16 protein-coding genes and 1 pseudogene are annotated in these 18,053 nt (G+C 73.9%); 7 read left to right on the top strand and 10 right to left on the bottom strand.

The window, feature by feature from the left end; all coding sequences use genetic code 11:
• Positions 1–152 precede the first annotated feature (152 nt).
• From FM076_RS26685 to FM076_RS26670, 4 genes are all read right to left on the bottom strand, one after another.
• Positions 153–1,286 carry a glycerate kinase gene (locus tag FM076_RS26685; RefSeq protein WP_173873439.1) on the bottom strand — a complete coding sequence of 378 codons (1,134 nt, stop codon included), beginning with the start codon at positions 1,284–1,286 and terminating at the stop codon, positions 153–155.
• Positions 1,287–1,433: 147 nt separating this feature from the next.
• A complete protein-coding gene (locus FM076_RS26680) occupies positions 1,434–2,864 on the bottom strand; it encodes an FAD-dependent oxidoreductase (RefSeq protein ID WP_173873438.1) in 1,431 nt (476 codons plus the stop codon).
• A gap of 74 nt (positions 2,865–2,938) precedes the next feature.
• Positions 2,939–3,760 (bottom strand): inositol monophosphatase family protein, encoded by an 822-nt coding sequence (locus tag FM076_RS26675; protein WP_428815043.1) that lies wholly within the window; start codon positions 3,758–3,760, stop codon positions 2,939–2,941.
• 65 nt (positions 3,761–3,825) lie between these two features.
• Complete coding sequence (locus FM076_RS26670) at positions 3,826–4,518, bottom strand: B3/B4 domain-containing protein (RefSeq protein ID WP_173873437.1); 693 nt, start codon at positions 4,516–4,518, stop codon at positions 3,826–3,828.
• Between the two features lie 182 nt (positions 4,519–4,700).
• Here FM076_RS26670 and FM076_RS26665 point away from each other — a divergent pair, with 182 nt between their 5' ends.
• The 4 genes from FM076_RS26665 to FM076_RS26650 all read left to right on the top strand — a co-directional run bounded on the left by FM076_RS26665 (position 4,701) and on the right by FM076_RS26650 (position 7,817).
• Entirely contained in the window at positions 4,701–5,543 is an 843-nt protein-coding gene (locus FM076_RS26665) for a 3-oxoacyl-ACP reductase family protein (protein WP_173873436.1), read from the top strand.
• A gap of 128 nt (positions 5,544–5,671) precedes the next feature.
• The gene (locus FM076_RS26660) at positions 5,672–6,208 is read left to right on the top strand and encodes a COG4315 family predicted lipoprotein (protein ID WP_173873435.1); all 537 of its coding nucleotides are present in this window, start codon (positions 5,672–5,674) and stop codon (positions 6,206–6,208) included.
• 37 nt (positions 6,209–6,245) lie between these two features.
• The gene (locus FM076_RS26655) at positions 6,246–6,743 is read left to right on the top strand and encodes a hypothetical protein (RefSeq protein WP_173873434.1); all 498 of its coding nucleotides are present in this window, start codon (positions 6,246–6,248) and stop codon (positions 6,741–6,743) included.
• Between the two features lie 9 nt (positions 6,744–6,752).
• On the top strand, positions 6,753–7,817 hold the full coding sequence (locus FM076_RS26650) for a lipoate--protein ligase family protein (RefSeq protein WP_173873433.1): 1,065 nt from the start codon (positions 6,753–6,755) through the stop codon (positions 7,815–7,817).
• A 37-nt stretch (positions 7,818–7,854) separates the two neighbouring features.
• Here FM076_RS26650 and FM076_RS26645 read toward each other — a convergent pair whose 3' ends face one another.
• Positions 7,855–8,709, bottom strand: a complete 855-nt coding sequence (locus tag FM076_RS26645; RefSeq protein ID WP_173873432.1) for an SDR family oxidoreductase — start codon at positions 8,707–8,709, stop codon at positions 7,855–7,857.
• Positions 8,710–9,027: 318 nt separating this feature from the next.
• On the opposite strand from FM076_RS26645, the gene FM076_RS26640 reads away from it, so the two are divergent.
• Entirely contained in the window at positions 9,028–9,630 is a 603-nt protein-coding gene (locus tag FM076_RS26640; protein ID WP_173873431.1) for a DsbA family protein, read from the top strand.
• Between the two features lie 16 nt (positions 9,631–9,646).
• Positions 9,647–9,955 (top strand): GNAT family N-acetyltransferase, encoded by a 309-nt coding sequence (locus FM076_RS26635; RefSeq protein WP_173875032.1) that lies wholly within the window; start codon positions 9,647–9,649, stop codon positions 9,953–9,955.
• Positions 9,956–9,973: 18 nt separating this feature from the next.
• Here FM076_RS26635 and FM076_RS26630 read toward each other — a convergent pair whose 3' ends face one another.
• Genes FM076_RS26630 through FM076_RS26615 form a run of 4 tightly spaced genes read right to left on the bottom strand, consistent with a single transcriptional unit; the run spans position 9,974 to position 14,681 of the window.
• Positions 9,974–10,993, bottom strand: a complete 1,020-nt coding sequence (locus tag FM076_RS26630; protein ID WP_173875031.1) for a TIGR03842 family LLM class F420-dependent oxidoreductase — start codon at positions 10,991–10,993, stop codon at positions 9,974–9,976.
• Between the two features lie 54 nt (positions 10,994–11,047).
• Positions 11,048–12,448 (bottom strand): dihydropyrimidinase, encoded by a 1,401-nt coding sequence (hydA, locus tag FM076_RS26625; protein WP_173873430.1) that lies wholly within the window; start codon positions 12,446–12,448, stop codon positions 11,048–11,050.
• Complete coding sequence (locus FM076_RS26620; protein ID WP_173875030.1) at positions 12,445–13,779, bottom strand: aspartate aminotransferase family protein; 1,335 nt, start codon at positions 13,777–13,779, stop codon at positions 12,445–12,447. Before FM076_RS26620 ends, hydA begins: the two co-directional genes overlap by 4 nt.
• Before the next feature lie 59 nt (positions 13,780–13,838).
• Entirely contained in the window at positions 13,839–14,681 is an 843-nt protein-coding gene (locus FM076_RS26615) for a nitrilase-related carbon-nitrogen hydrolase (RefSeq protein WP_173873429.1), read from the bottom strand.
• A gap of 227 nt (positions 14,682–14,908) precedes the next feature.
• On the opposite strand from FM076_RS26615, the gene FM076_RS26610 reads away from it, so the two are divergent.
• On the top strand, positions 14,909–16,576 hold the full coding sequence (locus tag FM076_RS26610) for an alpha/beta fold hydrolase (protein WP_173873428.1): 1,668 nt from the start codon (positions 14,909–14,911) through the stop codon (positions 16,574–16,576).
• On the opposite strand, the pseudogene FM076_RS26605 reads toward FM076_RS26610, so the two are convergent.
• Positions 16,573–18,053, bottom strand: a pseudogene (locus tag FM076_RS26605) (hypothetical protein); the annotation flags it as partial. The gene FM076_RS26610 and the pseudogene FM076_RS26605 sit on opposite strands and share 4 nt — an antisense overlap.

Here is an 18,053-nt window from a genome sequence, read left to right as displayed (position 1 = left end):
ACCTTCCGCGACAACCGCCGCGAGGCACGTGCCGCCGCCCAGGGCTGAGCGGCACGGACGGATACGAGAGACCGGATACGGGTGAGGGGCTCCGTGGCCCGTGGAGCCCCGGAGGGCGCCTCCACGGCCGCCCCCCGAGGTGCTGGTGCTCCTTACAGCTGCTCGGTGGCCAGGCGCCCGGCGAGGGTCTCCAGCAGCGGACCGGCCTCCGCGATGCAGCGCTGGACGTCGGACTCGATGTCCGTGAGCGCGTAGGCCCGGCCGATACCGGCCGCCTTCAGCTCCTTGGCTCCGATGGCGAGCCGTCCGCAGACGGCGACGACGGGCTTGCCGGCGCGGCGCGCGGCGGCCGCGACACCCGCCGGGGCCTTCCCGTGGAGGGTCTGCTCGTCCAGCGACCCCTCACCCGTGACCACGAGGTCGGCCCGCTCGATGGCGGACTCGACGCCCAGTTCCTCCATGAGGATCTCGATGCCGGGCCGGAAGCGGGCCCGGAGGCCGACGAGCGCGCCGAAGCCGATGCCGCCCGCCGCGCCCGCGCCGGGCGAGGCGGCGGTCTCCTGCGCGCCGAGGACCTCGGCCAGGTGCGTGAGGGAGTCGTCCAGCAGCCGCACGTCCTCGTCGGCCGCGCCCTTCTGGGGGCCGTAGACGGCGGCGGCGCCCTTGGGGCCGGTCAGCGGGTTGTCGACGTCGCTGGCGAGGACGACGTCGACGTTCTTGAGGCGGGGATCCATGTCCGTGAGGTCGGCGGAGACCAGCTCGCGCAGCCCGCCGCCGCCCCACGGGATGGAGTCGCCGTCCCGGTCCAGGAGGCGGGCGCCCAGCGCGTCGAGCATGCCCGCGCCGCCGTCGGTGGTGGCCGAGCCGCCGACGCCGAGGATGATGGTGTGGGCGCCCTCGTCGAGCACGGCCCGCAGCAGCTCGCCGACGCCGAAGGTGGTGGCGGTCAGCGGGGTGAAGACGCCGGGCGGCAGGTGCTGGAGCCCGGACGCCTCGGCCATCTCCACGACGGCCGTGCCCTCGCGGAGCGCGAAGGCGGCCGTGACGGGCGCGCCGGTGGGACCGGTGACCTCGACCTCGTGGCGGGTGAAGCCGTTCGCGACGGCCGCGGCGACGGTGCCGTCACCGCCGTCGGCCACCGGCACGGCCTCGATGTCCGCCTCGGGCCGGGCCTTCCGGATTCCGGCGGTCACGTGCTCGGCGACCTCGACGGCCGTCAGCGATCCCTTGAACTTGTCCGCGGCGATCAGCACGCGCGCCGGTGTGGTCCGCGCCGTCGTAGTCATGGTTCTGCCCCTGGGTCTCTCTGTTGTTCGAACAGGCAGTCGCGCCTTGGGGACCCTATCTGTCCGACCGGTTCCGCGACCATGGGGCCGGGGCCCGGCCGGACGTCCCCGCCCCCTCCGGCCCCTCGTCCTCGCGTCTTCCTCCGCTCAGCCTCTGCGGCGGAGCCTGCGCCAGACCGCGCGGGCGGCGTGGTGACCCGCCATGCCGTGCACCCCGGGTCCGGGCGGCGCGGCGGAGGAGCACAGGTAGACGGAGGGGTGCGCGGTCTCGTACGGGACGCGCTTGAGCTTGGGCCTGATCAGCAGCCGCAGCCCCGCGGCCGAGCCGCAGGCGATGTCCCCGCCGACGTAGTTGGCGTTGCGCGCGGCCAGCTCGGGCGGGCCCGCGGTGGCGCGGGCCAGCACCCGGTCGCGGAAGCCGGGCGCGAAGCGTTCGATCTGGTCCTCGACGGCCCGGGTGGCGTCGCCCTCCCAGCCGTTGGGCAGGTGGCCGTACGCCCAGAAGACGTGCTTGCCCTCCGGGGCGCGGCTGGGGTCGACCAGGCTGGGCTGTGAGGTGATGAGGAAGGGCCGCTCGGGGGCGCGGCCGCGCACGACCGCGTCGCGCATCGCGGTGTCGATGTCCTCGATCGTCGGGCCGACGTGGACGGTTCCGGCCCGCGCCGCCTCGGGGGACGTCCACGGGACGGGTCCGTCCAGCGCGTAGTCGATCTTGAAGAGGCTGGCGCCGTAGCGGACGCCGTTGTAGGCGCTGCCCAGGCCGGCGATCCGGGCGAGGGCGGTCGGGGAGGTGTCGAAGACGTAGGCGCGGGCCGGGGGCAGCTCGTCCAGGCGCCTGACCTCGGTACCGGTGTGGATGGTGCCGCCCAGGGCGCGCAGATAGCCGGCCAGCGCGTCGGAGATGGCCTGTGAGCCGCCGCGCGGCACCGGCCAGCCGACGGCGTGCCCGGCGAGTGCGAAGACGAGGGCGGGCGCGGTCATGAAGGGGTTGTTCATGGGCGCGATGACGTGCCCGGCCATCCCGGCGAGCAGGGCGGGGCCCTTCGCGTCCCGGAAGCGGATCTTCGACCAGGTGACCGGCTGGAGCCCGGTCAGGCCGAAGCGGACCAGCTGGACGGGGTCGAGCGGGAGCCGGCCGTTGAAGACGGAGCCGTAGCCGAAGAAGTCCTCGGCCAGCGTGTCCCAGCGGCCCAGGTACGGCGCGACCAGGCGGCGGTAGGCACCGGCGTCGCGCGGCCCGAGCGAGGCGGCGGTCTCCCCCACCGAGCGCGACAGGACAGCCGCGCTGCCGTCGGGGAACGGGTGCGCCATCGGCAGTTCGGGGTGCAGCCACTCCAGACCGTACTCCTCCAGCGGCATGGACCGGAAGGCGGGGGAGCCGGCGCCGGTGGGGTGGACGGCGGAGCAGGTGTCGTGGCGGAAGCCGGGAAGGGTCAGCTCCTCGGTGCGGGCGCCGCCGCCGACCGTGCCCCTGGCCTCGAACACCTCCACCTCGAAGCCGCGGCGGGCCAGTTCGACGGCGGCGGTCAGCCCGTTGGGTCCGGCCCCCACGACGACCGCGTCCCGGATCGATGGCACGTGTGGCTCCCCTCGCCCGGCCTGTCCGGCCCCGGTCAGGCGGGTCGCAGTCGCTGTAGGTTCGGTCTCGCTGCTCAGTCGTTCTGGTCGCGCAGGAGGCCCACGATACGCCGCGCCGTCTCCCCGTCACGCGCCGCGGTGAAGGGCAGCGCGTTGCCGCCCGCGAGGCGGAAGGGGGCGCCGTCCACCGTGCTGTGGGCGCCGCCCGCCTCGGTGACGGTCAGCAGCCCGGCGGCGTGGTCCCAGGCGGACTCCCAGGTGTAGGCGACGGCGTCCAGGCGGCCCCGGGCGATCGCGAGGTACTCCAGGCCCGCCGAACCGGTGGAGCGGGCCTCCACCACCGCGCCGCGCAGCCCGCTCAGGGCCCGCTTCTGGGACGCGTCGGTGTAGTCCGGGTGCGAGACGGCGACGCGCAACGGCTCGCCCTCCCGGGGGGATCCGGCGTGCAGGGGTTCCCCGTCCAGCAGGGCCCCTCCGCCGCGGCGTGCCGTGGCGGTCAGACCGAGCGCGGGCGCGTGGATCCAGCCCGCGAGGGTCTCGCCGTGGTGGGCGAGCGCGACCATGGTGCAGAAGCCCTCGTCGCCGGCGACGAACTGGCGGGTCCCGTCGATCGGATCGATGATCCACACGGGATCCTCGCCGGTGAGCGCCCCGTACGTGGCCGGGTGGGCGTGCACCGTCTCCTCGCCGACCACGGCGGAGCCGGGCAGCAGGCGGCGCAGCCTCTCGGACAGCCGCTGCTCGGCACGCTGGTCGGCGACGGTCACCAGGTCGTGGCTGCCGCTCTTGGCGGTGATCTCGTGCTCGGCGAGCTGCCGCCAGCGCGGCACGACTTCCGCGTCCACGGTCTCGCGGACCGCCTCTTCCACCGCTGCCATCAGCTCGTCGTCGATCACCTGTCCATGGAAGCACGGGGCCGGGCGGCGCGGGGAGGCCGGGGCGGGCTTCTCCTGGCCGGGTGTCAGGCCGCCCGCAGCAGGCGGGTCGTCGTCCGGGCGCCGGGGCTGCCGGTGGTGAGGGCGTCGGTGAGGGCGCGGCCCGCGGCCGTCAGGGCTGCGTCGTCCATGGGGGCGAGGGCGTCGAGGATGAAGACGGCGCGTGTGGTGGCCGTCGTCAGCCTGGTGCGCGCGCACTGGCGCCAGTTCCAGCGGCGGCAGGTGACGCCCTCGTCGTCGCGCCAGACCACTTCACCGGCGCGCGGGTGCTCCGTCACCGGCTCGCCGGCGGACATCAGCGCGAAGGGCTCGGTGCCCTCGGCGCGGGTGAGGCGGAGGGGGCCGGAGTAGTGGTCGAGGTCCTCGCCGCCGAGCGGGACGACGTGGGCGACGGAGACGGCGTTGTAGACGTCGGTGAGGCGGTCGACGCGGGGCAGCCCCTCGGGGGCGCGGCGCAGCAGCGCGTCGACGCTGGGACGGGTGCGCTTGGGCTTGGCCCCGAAGGCGCGGAATGCCTCACGCCAGGCGGTGACGTGCGGGTGCTGCTCGGGGTCGCACGCCTTGGCCTCGGCCTCGGCGAGCAGTTCCTCGCTGAAGGCGTCGCCGGGTCCGGGCCGCAGGTCCTCGGCGACGACCAGCAGCGCGCGGTAGTCCGGGCGCAGCTCGCCGACCGCCGGGTCGATGCTCGCGGCGTTCAGCCACTCCTCGGTGGTGTCCATGGTTCGTCCCACTCCTCGTCGCGCCGCGCGGGGTCACGGCACGCAGTCCAGTACACCGTACCAGCCGGTGCAACCGGCACGACCGCCAGTGCGCCGTCCGAATCGCGCCAGCACCCGGGGGCGCGCGGCCCGAGCATCGAGGCATGGCAAGGGATACGACGACGAACAGACAGGAACCGGCCATGAGCACCGCCTCGGCGCGCACCCCCGCGACCGCCTCCACCACGGCCGCCTCCACCACGGCCGCCTCCACCGCGACCGCCTCCACCAGCGGCGGCAGCGCCGGCCGGCCGCTGAGCGGCAAGGCGGCACTGGTCACCGGCGGCAGCCGGGGCATCGGGGCCGCCGTCGCGCTGCGGCTGGCCGCGGACGGCGCGGACGTGGCGCTGACGTACCAGGCGCACGCGGACCGGGCCCGCCAGGTGGCCGAACAGATCGAGGAACGCGGCGGTCGCGCGTGGACCGTCCGCGCCGAGCTGACCGACGCCCGGTCGGTGCGGCAGGCCGTGGAGGGGGCGGCCGACACGTTCGGTCGGCTCGACATCCTCGTCAACAACGCGGGCACCGGCGCCCAGGGCCTCCTGGAGACGGTGGGCACCGAGGAGCTGGACCGGGTGCTGGAGGTCAACGTCCGGGGCGCCTATCTGGTGGCGCAGGCCGCGGCGGCGCGGCTGTCCGAGGGCGGGCGGATCGTCACCATCGGCAGTTGCGTGGCCTCCCATGTGCCCTTCCCCGGGATGACGCTCTACGCGATGAGCAAGGCCGCCGTCCTGGGGCTGACCAAGGGGCTGGCCCGCGAGCTGGCGCCCCGCGGCATCACCGTCAACCAGGTGGACCCCGGCCCGGTCGACACCGACATGAACCCGGCGGACGGCGAGGGCGCGGAGGCCCAGGCGGCGCTCACACTGCTGGGGCGGTACGGGAGGCCCGAGGAGGTCGCCGACTCGGTGGCCCATCTGGCCGGGGACGGCGGACGCTGGATCACCGGGGCCTCGCTCGCGGTGGACGGCGGCTTCGCCGCCTGACGGCCGCCGGGGCCGGGCGGATACGCAGGACGGCCCCGGCCGGGTGGCCGGGACCGGACCGCCGTGGTGCGCTGGTCGGGCGGCCCCCTCCCGGGCCGCCCCCCCGTAGCGACCCGGAGGAAGCCGCCATGAGGAACCCCGCCCGGACAGCCGTGTACGCCGCGACGGCCATGCTGTGTGCCGCCGCCCTGGGAAGCTGCTCCGCCGACGACGAGGGGAAGACGTCCTCGGCCCCGGCCGCCTCCCAGAAGAAGCCGACCGTGGCGGTGCGCTCGACCGGACTGGGCAAGATCCTGGTCGACGGCCACGGGCGGACGCTCTACCTGTTCGAGGCGGACAAGAAGAACACCTCGAAGTGTTCGGGGGGCTGCGCCGAGGCGTGGCCCCCCGTCGTCGTGAAGGGAAAGGCCGCGCCGAAGGCGGGCCACGGCGTCAAGAAGAAGCTGCTGGACACCGGCGAACGCGAGGGCGGCGACCGGCAGGTCACCTACCACGGCCACCCGCTCTACCGCTACGAGGGCGACAGCAAGGCCGGTGCCACCAAGGGGCAGGGGCTCGACCAGTTCGGCGCCAAGTGGTACGTCCTCGACCCGTCCGGAAAGAAGATCACCCACAAGGGCAAGAAGCCCCCCAAGAGCCCCGAGAAGCACGACGGCGGGTACTGACGGACGGGGATCGTCGCACCGGACGGCGGGAGAGGCCATGACCGCGAACAGTTCCACCCCTCCGCCCGCGCCGCACGGGCCGGCCTACCGCGCCGTCACCGGCGCCGCCCGGGCGCTGGCGGCGGGCGGCCTGGGGGTGAGCGCCTACGTCCACGCCACCCTGGCCGGCGGGTACGACGGGGTCGACGCGGGCATCAGCCAGGGGGACCTGTTCCGCGTCGAGGCGGGAGGGGCGTCGCTGGCCGCCTTGCTGGTACTGGTGTGGTGGCATCCGCTCTCCGACGCGCTCGCCTGGCTGGTGTCCGCGGGCGGGCTCGCGCTGCTCCTGGTCTATGCCTTCGTGGACGTCGGCGAGTTGGGGCCGTTCCCCGACATGTACGAGCCGGTGTGGTTCGACGACAAGAGACTCACCGTGGTCGCGCAGGCCGTCACGCTCGTCATGACCACCTTCCTGCTCGTCAGCCGGACGCGCCGGTCGCGCCGGCTGGCCTCGGACGTATGGTTGGACCCCGGCCGGACCAGATACGGAAGGTAGGCGGTCGGGGTGCACGGGGAGTACAAGGTTCCGGGCGGCAAGCTCGTGGTGGTCGATCTCGACGACCCGAAGGACACGGGCGGCGTGCTGCGCCATGTGAGGGTGGCGGGGGACTTCTTCCTCGAACCCGACGAGGCCCTCGACGCCATCGACGGAGCGCTGGAGGGCGCCCCCGCCGAGACCGACGCGGCCGGGCTCACCGCCCGTATCCAGGCGGCGCTCCCGGAGGGCACCGCGATGTACGGCGTCACGGCCGAGGCCGTGGCCGTCGCCGTACGCCGGGCGCTCTCCCGGGCGACCGACTGGTCCGACTACGACTGGCAGCTCATCCACGAGCCGCCGCAGTCCCCCGCCCTGCACATGGCCCTCGACCAGGTCCTCACCGAGGAGGTCGCCGCGGGGCGCCGCCCCCCGACCCTGAGGGTGTGGGAATGGGACTCCCCCGCCGTCATCATCGGCAGCTTCCAGTCGCTGCGCAACGAGGTGGACCCCGAGGGCGCGGCCCGGCACGGCGTCACCGTGGTGCGGCGGATCTCCGGCGGCGGAGCGATGTTCGTCGAGGCGGAGAACACCATCACCTACTCACTCTCCGTCCCCGCCTCCCTCGTCTCGGGCCTCTCGTTCGCCGACTCCTACGCCTACCTGGACGACTGGGTACTGGCCGCGCTCGGCGACATGGGCATCAGGGCCTGGTACATGCCGCTCAACGACATCGCCTCCAAGGAGGGCAAGATCGCCGGGGCCGCGCAGAAGCGCCTGGTCGGCGGCGACGGGGCCGTGCTGCACCATGTGACCATGTCCTACGACATCGACGCCGAGAAGATGCTCGACGTGCTGCGCATCGGCAAGGAGAAGATGTCCGACAAGGGCACCCGCAGCGCCAAGAAGCGCGTCGATCCGCTGCGCCGCCAGACGGGCCTGCCCCGCGCCGAGGTCATCGAGCGCATGATCGCCTCCTTCCGCGCCCGCTACGGCCTCACCGAAGGGCACGTCACCCCCGAGGAGACGGCCCGCGCCGAGGAACTCGCGTTGAGCAGGTACAGCAGCGAGGAGTGGACGGCACGGGTGCCATGACCCCGGGGGCCGCGGGTCCCGGGGCCGGGCGTCCCGTTCAGCGGAAGTCGTCCGCGTGGTCGGCCACCCACTGCCGGTAGGTGAGCGGCGGCCGCCCCAGCAGGGCCTCGATCCCGTCGGCGACCGTCTCGGGGTCGGTCTCCATCGCGGCGTGCGCGTCGAGGATGGCGTCCGCGTACGCGGGCGGCAGTCCGGCCGCCAGCAGGTCCTCGCGGGCCTGCGGCCTGGACAGCTTCTCCACGTCGAGGGGGCGGTCGAGGACCTCCCCGATGAGGGCGATCTGCTCGGCCTGGGTGAGCAGTTCGGGCCCGGTCAGCTCCGGCGCGGCCGAGGCCAGGTCGTCGGTGAGCAGGGCGCGGACGGCGAGCGTGGCGATGTCCGCCTCGTGCACGAGGGTGCGGGCCGCCTGCGGGTAGGCGGTGCGCACGGGGCCGCCCGCGCGCACCTGCGGGGCCCATTCGAGGGTGTTGCCGGCGAAGCCGCCGGGCCGCAGCAGTGTCCAGGTAGCCCCGGAGCGGCGCACCAGCCGCTCCAGCGCGGCGTGGTTGCCGAGGATGTCCTGGGGCGGCTCGGCGTCGTCGGGCAGCTCGGGCACCCCGCGGGCCGACAGGTAGACGATCCGGCGGGCGTGTGCCGCGAGGGTGGCGACGACCTCGGCCGCGCCGCCGGGGCCGGAGAGCGGCCACATCAGGAAGACGGCGTCGACGCCGCCCTCCAGGGCGGCGGCCAGGCTTGCGGGGTCGGTGAGGTCGCCGCGCCGGGCCTCGACCCCCTCGGGCAGTACGGCGGTCCCGGGGTCGCGGACGAGTGCGCGGACGGGGGTGCCCGCCGCCACGAGCTGGGCCGCCACATGCCGGCCGACCTTTCCTGTCGCTCCGGTCACGAGAATCATGGCTGGCTCCTCTTCTTGCGGGCTCCGGTGTGGTGCGGCGGCGCCGCCCGCGGGGCGCGCCGTGTGAGAACAACCCTGCAAGTTGAAGTCGGGTTCAAGTCAACACAGTCCTTGGTCCGGTCCGCTTCGCGATCCGGTTCTCCTCGTGATCAGTTCGCCTCGTGATCAGTTCGCCTCGTGATCCGGACCGCACACGCCACGCGCCCCGAGCACCGGTTCGTCGGCGGACGTGCCGCCGGACGGAGGCGAGGCGGGAGCGACCGCCCCGAATGGCCCGTCCCCGTTGCCCGGGCCCCGTCCCCGGGTGAGGCTGGGCACATGATCCCGGCGAACACGACTGGCGAGGGCGGCACGACGGTCGTCTACGGTGCCCAGCCGGCGGCCGGAGAGCCGGGACCGCCGGTGCTCGACCTGTATCTGGACCTGCGCTGCCCCTACTGCCGGCGCATGGAGAACGCGCTGGGCGAGACGACGCAGCGGCTCGCCGATACGGGCGAGGTCGTGCTGCACCACCACTTCGGCACGTTCCTGGACGACCAGTTGGGCGGTCACGGCTCGCACCGGGCGCTGGCGGCACTGGGCGCCGCGGCCGATGTGGGGCAGCCGCAGTTCATGGCGTACCTGCGCACGCTCTACCGCAACCAGCCCTCCGAGAAGCACGACGGCCTGGCCGAGGAACGCACGCTGCTGGGCCTGGCCAACGAGGTGGACGGGCTGCGCGGCGACTCCTTCGACGAGGCGGTGAGCGAACGGGTCTACGACACCTGGGCGCGCCAGGTCAGCCGCGCCTTCGACCGGAGCGGGGTGGCGGCCACCCCCACCGTCGTCTTCCGCGGCCGTCCCGTCGCCGTGCTCGACAGCGCCGGGGAGGCGGTACCGCCCGAGCGGTTCACCGCGCAGCTCCACGACGCGGCCGAGTGAGCGGGACGTGAGCGGCATGCCCGACCAGCAGCACATCCAGATCACGGACAACCCCGGCGAGAGCCGCTACGAGGCCCGCGTCGGCGGTGTCCTGGCGGGCGTGACGCACTATCTGCGCGCGCCCGGCGTCGTCGCGGTGACGCACACCGAGGTGGAGCCCGCGTTCGAGGGCCGGGGGGTGGGCGGTGCCCTCTCGCACCACGTCCTGGAGGCGGCGCAGGAGGCGGGCGAGAAGGTGGCGCCGGTCTGCCCCTACTTCGCGCACTACATCCGCGAGCACCCCGACTACCAGCCGCTGGTCCTCCGGAAGCAGGACGGCGGCTGAGCAGCCGGGGCGGTCCCGCTAGGGCCGCGCTTCCAGGGCGGGGATGACGGCCGCGCCGTAGGCGTCGATGGTGCTCTCCTTCGCGTCGTGCATGGCGTAGAGCGCGAACTGGTCCACGCCGAGGCCGGCCAGCTCCCGCAGCCGCGCCACCTGGGCCTGTTCGGAGCCCAGCAGGCAGAAGCGGTCCACGATGTCGTCGGGCACGAAGGCGGTGTCGGGGTTGCCGGCCCGGCCGTGGTGCGCGTAGTCGTAGCCCTCGCGCTCCTTGATGTACGAGGTGAGCGCGGCGGGCACCGCGTCGGAGTGCTCGCCGTAGCGGGCGACGAGGTCCGCGACGTGGTTGCCCACCATGCCACCGAACCAGCGGCACTGCTCGCGGGCGTGCGCGAGCGCCTCCGGGGTGTCCTCGCACACGTAGGCGGGCGCGGCCACGCAGACGGTGACCTGTGAGGGGTCCCGCCCGGCCTGGACGGCCGCCTCCCGCACGGCGCCCACCGTCCAGGCGGTCAGCACGGGGTCGGCCAGTTGCAGGATGAACCCGTCCGCCTCGCGCCCGGCCAGCGCGAGCGCCTTGGGACCGTAGGCGGCCATCCACACCGGCAGGCGCCCGCCGCGCACCCACGGCAGCCGCAGCGGCGTGCCGTCCACCACGGCCTCGCGGCCCTCGGCCAGATCGCGGATGGCCGCCATGGCCCGGCCGAGCCGGTCCAGGGTGGCGGGCGGGCGTCCGGCGACCCGCATCGCGGAGTCGCCGCGTCCGATGCCGCAGACGGTGCGGTTGCCGTACATCTCGTTGAGGGTGGCGAAGGTGGAGGCGGTGACCTCCCACGAGCGGGTGCCGGGGTTGGTGACCATCGGGCCGACGGTCAGCTGCGTGGTGTGGGCGAGGATGCGGCTGTGGATGACGTACGGCTCCTGCCACAGCACCGGCGAGTCGAACGTCCAGCCGTAGCGGAAGCCGTTGCGTTCGGCGCGGCGCATCAGTGCGACGGTCGCGGAGCCGGGGGGATCCGTCTGGAGGACGAGTCCGAAATCCATGGGCATGACCCCTCGTTCAGCAGTGCGGTCGCTTCGGTCCGTGGGCGGCCCGGGTCAGCCGAGCAGCTGGCAGGTCCCGCGCGGGACGTACCGGCCGTGCCCGGCGCGTCCGGCGTAGGTGCGCCGGTCGATGACCGTCTCGCCCCGCGAGAGCACCGTGACGACCTGTCCCGTGACCGTCCTGCCCTCGTAGGCGGAGTAGTCGACGTTCATGTGGTGGGTTTCCGCCGAAAGAGTCTGGCGGGCCCGCGGGTCGTAGAGGACGACGTCCGCGTCGGCGCCGGGCGCCAGCGTGCCCTTCCTCGGGTAGAGGCCGAACATCCGCGCGGGCGTGGCGCAGGCCAGGTCGATCCAGCGGCGCCGGGTCAGGTGGCCGTCCACCACCGCCTGGTGCAGCAGGTCCATGCGGTGCTCGACGCCGGGCAGCCCGTTGGGAATCCTGGAGAAGTCGCCGCGGCCCAGCTCCTTCTGGCCGGTGAAGCAGAAGGGGCAGTGGTCGGTGGAGACCACCTGGAGGTCGTCGGTGCGCAGCGCACGCCACAGCGCGGCCTGGTGCTCGCGGGGCCGCAGCGGCGTGCTGCACACGTATTTGGCGCCCTCGAAGTCCGGTTCGGCGAGGTTGTCGGTGCTCAGGTAGAGGTACTGCGGGCAGGTCTCGCCGAAGACGGGGAGGTCCATCCCCCGGGCCGCGGCGAGCTGTTCGACGGCCTGCTGGGCCGAGACGTGGACGACGTACAGCGGCGAGCCCGCCACCCGGGCCAGCTGGATCGCCCGGTGGGTGGCCTCCGCCTCCAGCAGCGCCTTGCGCACCTCGCCGTGGTGGCGCGGGTCGGTGCGGCCGGCGGCCAGCGCCTGTTCGACCAGGACGTCGATGGCGATGCCGTTCTCGGCGTGCATCATCGTCAGCCCGCCGTTGGCGGCGGTGCGCTGCATGGCGCGGAGGATCTGCCCGTCGTCGCTGTAGAAGACGCCCGGGTAGGCCATGAACATCTTGAACGAGGTCACGCCCTCCTCGACCAGGGCGTCCATCTCCTTGAGCGTGCCCTCGTTCACGTCGGAGAGGATCATGTGGAAGGCGTAGTCGACGGCGCAGCGCCCCTCGGCCTTGGCGTGCCACTGGTCGAGGCCCTCCCGCAGGGCGTGCCCCCTGGTCTGCACCGCGAAGTCGACGATGGTCGTCGTGCCGCCCCAGGCGGCGGCGCGGGTGCCGGTCTCGAAGTCGTCGCTGGAGAAGGTGCCGCCGAACGGGAAGTCCATATGGGTGTGTCCGTCCACGCCGCCCGGCAGGACGTAGAGGCCGGTGGCGTCCAGGACGCGGTCGGCGGTGACCGACCGGGCCGCGGCGCTGTCCCGGTGGAGGACGGCGGCGACGCGGTCGTCCTCGATGAGGACGTCGGCGTGCGTCTCGTCGGAGGCGGTGACGACGAGGCCGCCCGTGATCAGTGTCGTGGTCATGCGCGGGTGCCTCCCGTCAGACGGTCCTCCGCGGTGCGCAGGGCGGCCTCCAGCACGGCGGCGCCCGCCTCGGCCTCGGCGACGGTCAGGGTCAGCGGCGGCGCGATGCGCAGCACGCCGGCCGTGGAGTGGCCGCCGCCCTTGCCGATGAGGACGCCGCCCTCGCGTGCCGCCTCCAGCACCAGCGAGGCGGCCTCGGGCGAGGGGGTGTCGGTGCCGGGGACGACCAGTTCGACGCCGATCATCAATCCGCGTCCGCGCACCTCGCGGACGACGCCCGGCCTTGGAGCGCCGCCCGGCCCGGGGCCGGGGAGGGCGGCGGCACGCAGCCGCTCCAGCAGCAGGCCGCCGACGCGGCGGGCGTTGGCCTGCAGGTCGTGCTCCAGCAGATAGGCGAGGTTGGCGTTGGCGGCGGCCATGGTGACCGGGCTGCCGCCGAAGGTGGAGAGGGAGTTGGCGTCCAGGCAGTTCATGATCTCGGCGCGGGCGACGACGCCGCCCACGGACATGCCGTTGCCGATGCCCTTGGCGAAGGTGAGCATGTCGGGCGGGCCCGCCGCGCCGTGCGCCTGCCAGCCCCAGAAGTGGTCGCCGGTGCGGCCCCAGCCGGTCTGCACCTCGTCGCTGATCCACAGGATGCCGTGTTCGTCGAGTACTTCGCGGAAGGCGGCGTAGAGCCCGTCGGGCGGTGAGGTGAACCCGCCCACGCCCTGCACCGGTTCGGCGATCAGCGCGGCGACGTCCCCGCGGGTCTGGCCGAGCATGTCGCGCAGGTCGCCGACGCAGGCGGCGGTGAACTCCGTGTCGTCCAGGTGCGCGAAGGGGCCGCGGGTGCGCACCCCGCCGTGCACGTAGAGGGTCTGGAAGGGGGAGAGGGAGGTGGGCGACCAGGCGCGGTTGCCGGTGATGCCGACGGTGGAGAAGGACCGGCCGTGGTAGCTGTTGCGCATCGCCAGGATCTGGTGGGAGCGGCGGTAGGAGGTGGCCAGCAGTAGCGCGGCGTCGTTGGCCTCGGTGCCGGAGGTGGTGAAGAAGACCCGCGCGTCGGGGATGCCCGAGAGGGCCGCGATCCGTTCGGCCAGCTCCACCATGGGGAGGTTGAGGTAGAGGGTGGAGGTGTGCAGGACGCGCCCGGCCTGTTCGCCGACGGCCTTGGTGACCTCGGGCAGGGCGTGCGCCGTCATGGTGGTGAGGATGCCGCCGAAGAAGTCGAGGTAGCGCCGCCCCTCCGCGTCCCACACATGGCGGCCCTCGCCGTGGGTGATCTCCAGGGGCTGGTCGTAGTAGAGCGTCAGCCAGTCGGGGAGCACCGCGCGGTGCCGGGCGTGCAGGGCGGCGTGCGGGTCGGCGGCGTGCGCGGCGGGGCCGGCCGGGGGCTGCTTCGGGGCGCTCACGGCCGCACCAGCCCTTCGTAGGCGTCGGGCCGCCGGTCCCGGTAGAAGGCCCACTGCTGCCTCACCTCGTCGATCAGTCCCAGGTCGAGGTCGCGCACCAGCAGCTCCTCCTCGGTGTCCGAGGCGACCTCGCCGACGAACTGCCCCCGCGGGTCGACGAAGTAGCTAGTGCCGTAGAAGTCGTTGTCGCCCAGGTCCTCGGTGCCGACCCGGTTGATGGCGGCGATGTAGTACGCGTTGGCGACGGCCGCGGCGGGCTGTTCGAGCCGCCACAGGTGGGCGGACAGGCCGCGGGAGGTGGCCGAGGGGTTGTAGACGAGCTGGGCACCGGCCAGGCCGAGGGCGCGCCAGCCCTCGGGGAAGTGCCGGTCGTAGCAGATGGAGACGCCGACCCTGCCGACGGCCGTCTCGAAGACGGGCCAGCCCAGGTTGCCCGGCCGGAAGTAGAACTTCTCCCAGAAGCCCGCCAGTTGGGGGATGTGGTGCTTGCGGTAGGTGCCGAGCACGGTGCCGTCGGCGTCGATGACGGCGGCGGTGTTGTAGTAGAAGCCGGCGCCCGCCACCTCGAACACCGGGGCCACCACGACCATTCCGGTCTCGCGTGCCAGCCGGCTCATCCGGTGGATGGTGGGCCCGTCCGGCACCGGCTCCGCCCAGCGGTAGTGGCCGGGGTCCTGGACCTGGCAGAAGTACGGGGCGTTGAAGACCTCTTGGAACCCGATGATCCGCGCGCCTTGGCGTGCCGCCTCACGGGCGTGCTCCTCGTGCTTGGCGATCATCGACTCGGTGTCGCCCGTCCATGTCGCCTGCACCAGCGCGGCACGTACAACGTCGGGCATGAGCAGCTCCTTTGTCAGGGCAGCAGCCTGTTCGACACGCGTAGATATACGTGAGATTGAGACCGTAAGCCCCCTCTGAGCACCTGACAAGAACCCGTGCGGGGCGGCGGGGAGGGCCACTCTTTTACTGGTCCGTAACCTACCGACGGGTTACCTCTGGTAGCCCCGCGTGCTTACTCTCCAGTCACTTCCATCGCCGGGCCGCCGCCGACCTCTGGAGCCTCCGCATGCGCCCCTCCCCCACCACCGTTCCCCCCTCCGTGCGCTGTGCCCCGGTCCTCCTCGCCGGAACACTGGCCGCCACCGCCCTCACCTGCGCGCCGGCCACCGGCGCGGAGCCCGCCGCGCCCACCGCCTCCGCGGCCTCCATGGCATCCATGGCATCCACGGCATCGACGACCTCCACGGCCTCCGCCGCCTCCGCCGCGGGGGTCGACTTCGTCGACATCAAGGGCGACGGCGGCATCACCCTGAAGGCCAATGTGGCCCTCCCCTCGGGGGCGGCCGAGCACCCGGCCCGCGCGTACCCCCTGATCGTGCTGCCCACCAGCTGGGCCACTCCGCAGATCGAGTACCTCGCGCAGGCCAGGAAGCTCGCCGACTCCGGCTATGTGGTCGTCAGCTACAACTCGCGCGGCTTCTGGCAGTCCGGCGGCGAGATCGAGGTCGGCGGCCCCGAGGACATCGCCGACGCCTCCCGGGTCATCGACTGGGCGCTGGCCCACACCCCCGCCGACAAGGACCGCGTCGGCATGGGCGGCGTCTCCTACGGCGCGGGCATCAGCCTGCTGGCGGCCGCGCACGACCCGCGCGTCAAGGCCGTCACCGCGCTCAGCGGATGGGCCGACCTGATCGGGTCCATCTACAGCGGCCGCACCCAGCACCTCCAGGCGGCCGGGCTGCTCGGCGGCACGGGCGAGCTGACCGGCCGGCCCAGCCCCGAACTGCGGCAGGTCCTCAAGAACTTCCTCGGCTCCAACCTGGACAAGGAGGACGAGATGATCGCGTGGGGCGAGAAGCGCTCCCCCGCGACCTACCTGAAGGAGATCAACGCCAACGGCACCGCCGTCATGCTCGGCAACGCCTGGAGCGACTCGATCTTCCCGCCCAACCAGTACGCGGACTTCTTCGAGAAGCTGCGCGGCCCCAAGCGGCTGGAGTTCCGCCCCGGCGACCACGCCACGGCGGAGGCCACCGGACTGCTCGGGCTGCCCAACGACACCTGGTCGCACGCCCACCGCTGGTTCGACCGCTACCTCAAGGGCGAGCGGAACGGGATCGAGGGCGAGCGGCCCGTCCAGCTCAAGTCCCGTACCACCGGCGCCTACGAGGGCTACGCCGGCTGGAAGGACGTGCCCTCCGGCGCACGGACCCTCGCCCTGGACGAGCGCAGGGAACTGACGGCCGGCAAGGACTCGGGGGCCAACGGCGGCACCCTGTTCCTGACGGGCCTGCTCGACCAGTTCCTCAAGCTGCCGCCCGTGGTCAGCGTGCCGCTGCTGCCGCGCTCCCGCGCCGCCGTGTGGGAGTCACCGCGCCAGGCCGAGGCGACCCGGGTGCGCGGCACCGCCACCCTGCACACCACCGTCACCAGCACCGCGAAGAGCGGCACCTTCTACGCCTACCTCTACGACGTGGGCCCCCTCGGCACCGGCAAGCTGATCACCCACGCCCCGTACACCTTCCACGACCGCGCCCCCGGCAAGCCGTTCGCCGTGGACCTGGAGCTGTTCTCCACCGCCTACGACGTGCCCGAGGGCCACAAGCTCGCCGTCGTCGTCGACACGGCCGACCCGCTGTACGCCGAGCACAACCCGGACGGCGCCCGGCTCGCCTTCAGCTCCCCCGACGGCGACCCGTCACGGGTGAGGGTGCCGACGGGCGGGGACCGCTAGGAGGAGCCGGCCCTGCGGAAGACCATGCCCCCGGACTCCCCCGCCATGGTGAACCGCAGCTGGTCGTGGCCCACAGCGGTGACCGTGGAGGTGTAGCTCCCGGACGTCCCGCACCCGGAGTCGGTGCCGTCGTGGGCGATCGTCTGCGGGCCGTACGAGAGCGTGTCCCCGTCGGCGCCGGCGAGCTGGGCCTCGAACTCGCACACCCCGCCGTCCGCCTCGTCCCGCACCCGCAGGGTTGCCTCACCGGCCCGGCCCCGGCCGATGGTGAGGGTCCGCCCGCCGCTCGCGCCCGCGGACTCCCACTCCCCCGCCATCCACCCGGGAACCGGCCGCGCCGGGTCCCCCACCCGGTGCAGCTTCGCGGAGAGGGAGCTGGCGGGATACGTCCAGGACAGTGTGCCGTCGGCGTGCAGCCTGAGGGTCTGCTCCTTGTACGGGACGCAGGGGTTGTCGGCGGGGTGGCTCTCGGTGATGCGGCTGGTGATCCGCAGACCGGCCTCGCCCCCGTCGAACGAGACGAGGGTGGCCTCGCCCTCGCACAGCATGTCCGAACGGAGGTTGAACGTCTTCGCGACCACCTCGCCCTCGTCCCCCTGCCGGATCTCGAAGCGCCGCGTGATCGTCGAGCCGTCCGCCTCCTGGACGGTGCCCTGCCAGGCTCCGAGGTACCCCCTCGGCAGGGCGCCGTCGGGGGCCGGGCTGCTGATGTCCTTCGGGGAGGGCTTCTTGACGGTGCCGCCTCCGTCGGCGGTGGGTGACCGCCTCGCCCCGGGCCCGGACTTCCCGCCCTCGTCGCCGCCCTGACCGAACACCTGGAGCGCGAGGAACGTGCCGCCGCCGGAGACCAGCGCGAGGACCACGCCGAGCGCGCCGAGCAGCACGCCCCGGCCCCGCTTGCCCGGATGCGGCGCGGCCGGGCCGGCGTGGACGGGGTACGGCCCGCCCGGCCCTGGCAGCCCCCCCGGCGGCGGCGCCCACTGACCGGACGGCGGGGTGTGCTGCGGGTCCCCCGGATGGTGCGGCCCCTGGGGGCCCTGGGGGTTGTGGGCGGGCACGGTGACGGTCGCCATGCCGTGCACGCCACTCCCGGCGTCGGAGGGGGCCCCGGCGCCGGGGGTGTGCTCCGCGCCGGACGAGGCGCCCGCCCCCTCGGCCCCGTCCGTCCGGCCGGCCGCCCCGGCGGGGCCGTCTGCGGATACGCCGCGGGACGCCGCGCCGTTCGCCGGCGTGCGGCCGCCGGTGGCCTCGCCCGGGGCCGCACCGGTGCCGCTCGCCGCGTTCCCGCCCGCGCCGGTTCCCTCCGGCCCGTCCCCGTCCGGACCGTCCCCGTCCGGCCCGTCCCCGTCCGGACCGTCCCTGTGCGGAACGCCCCTGTCCGGATCGCCTGTTCCCGTTCCGGTCGCGCCCGCCGTGGCGGACGGCTCGGCCGGGGTGCCGGGCTCGTCGGCCGGACCCTTGGGCGGGGCGCTCTTCG

The sequence above is a fragment of the Streptomyces albus subsp. chlorinus genome, from assembly GCF_013302895.1.
In the GTDB taxonomy this organism is placed as follows: Bacteria; Actinomycetota; Actinomycetes; order Streptomycetales; family Streptomycetaceae; genus Streptomyces; species Streptomyces chlorinus.
The sequence above is the reverse complement of the archived record's forward strand: the minus strand, read 5'-3'. Positions and strand labels throughout refer to the sequence as shown.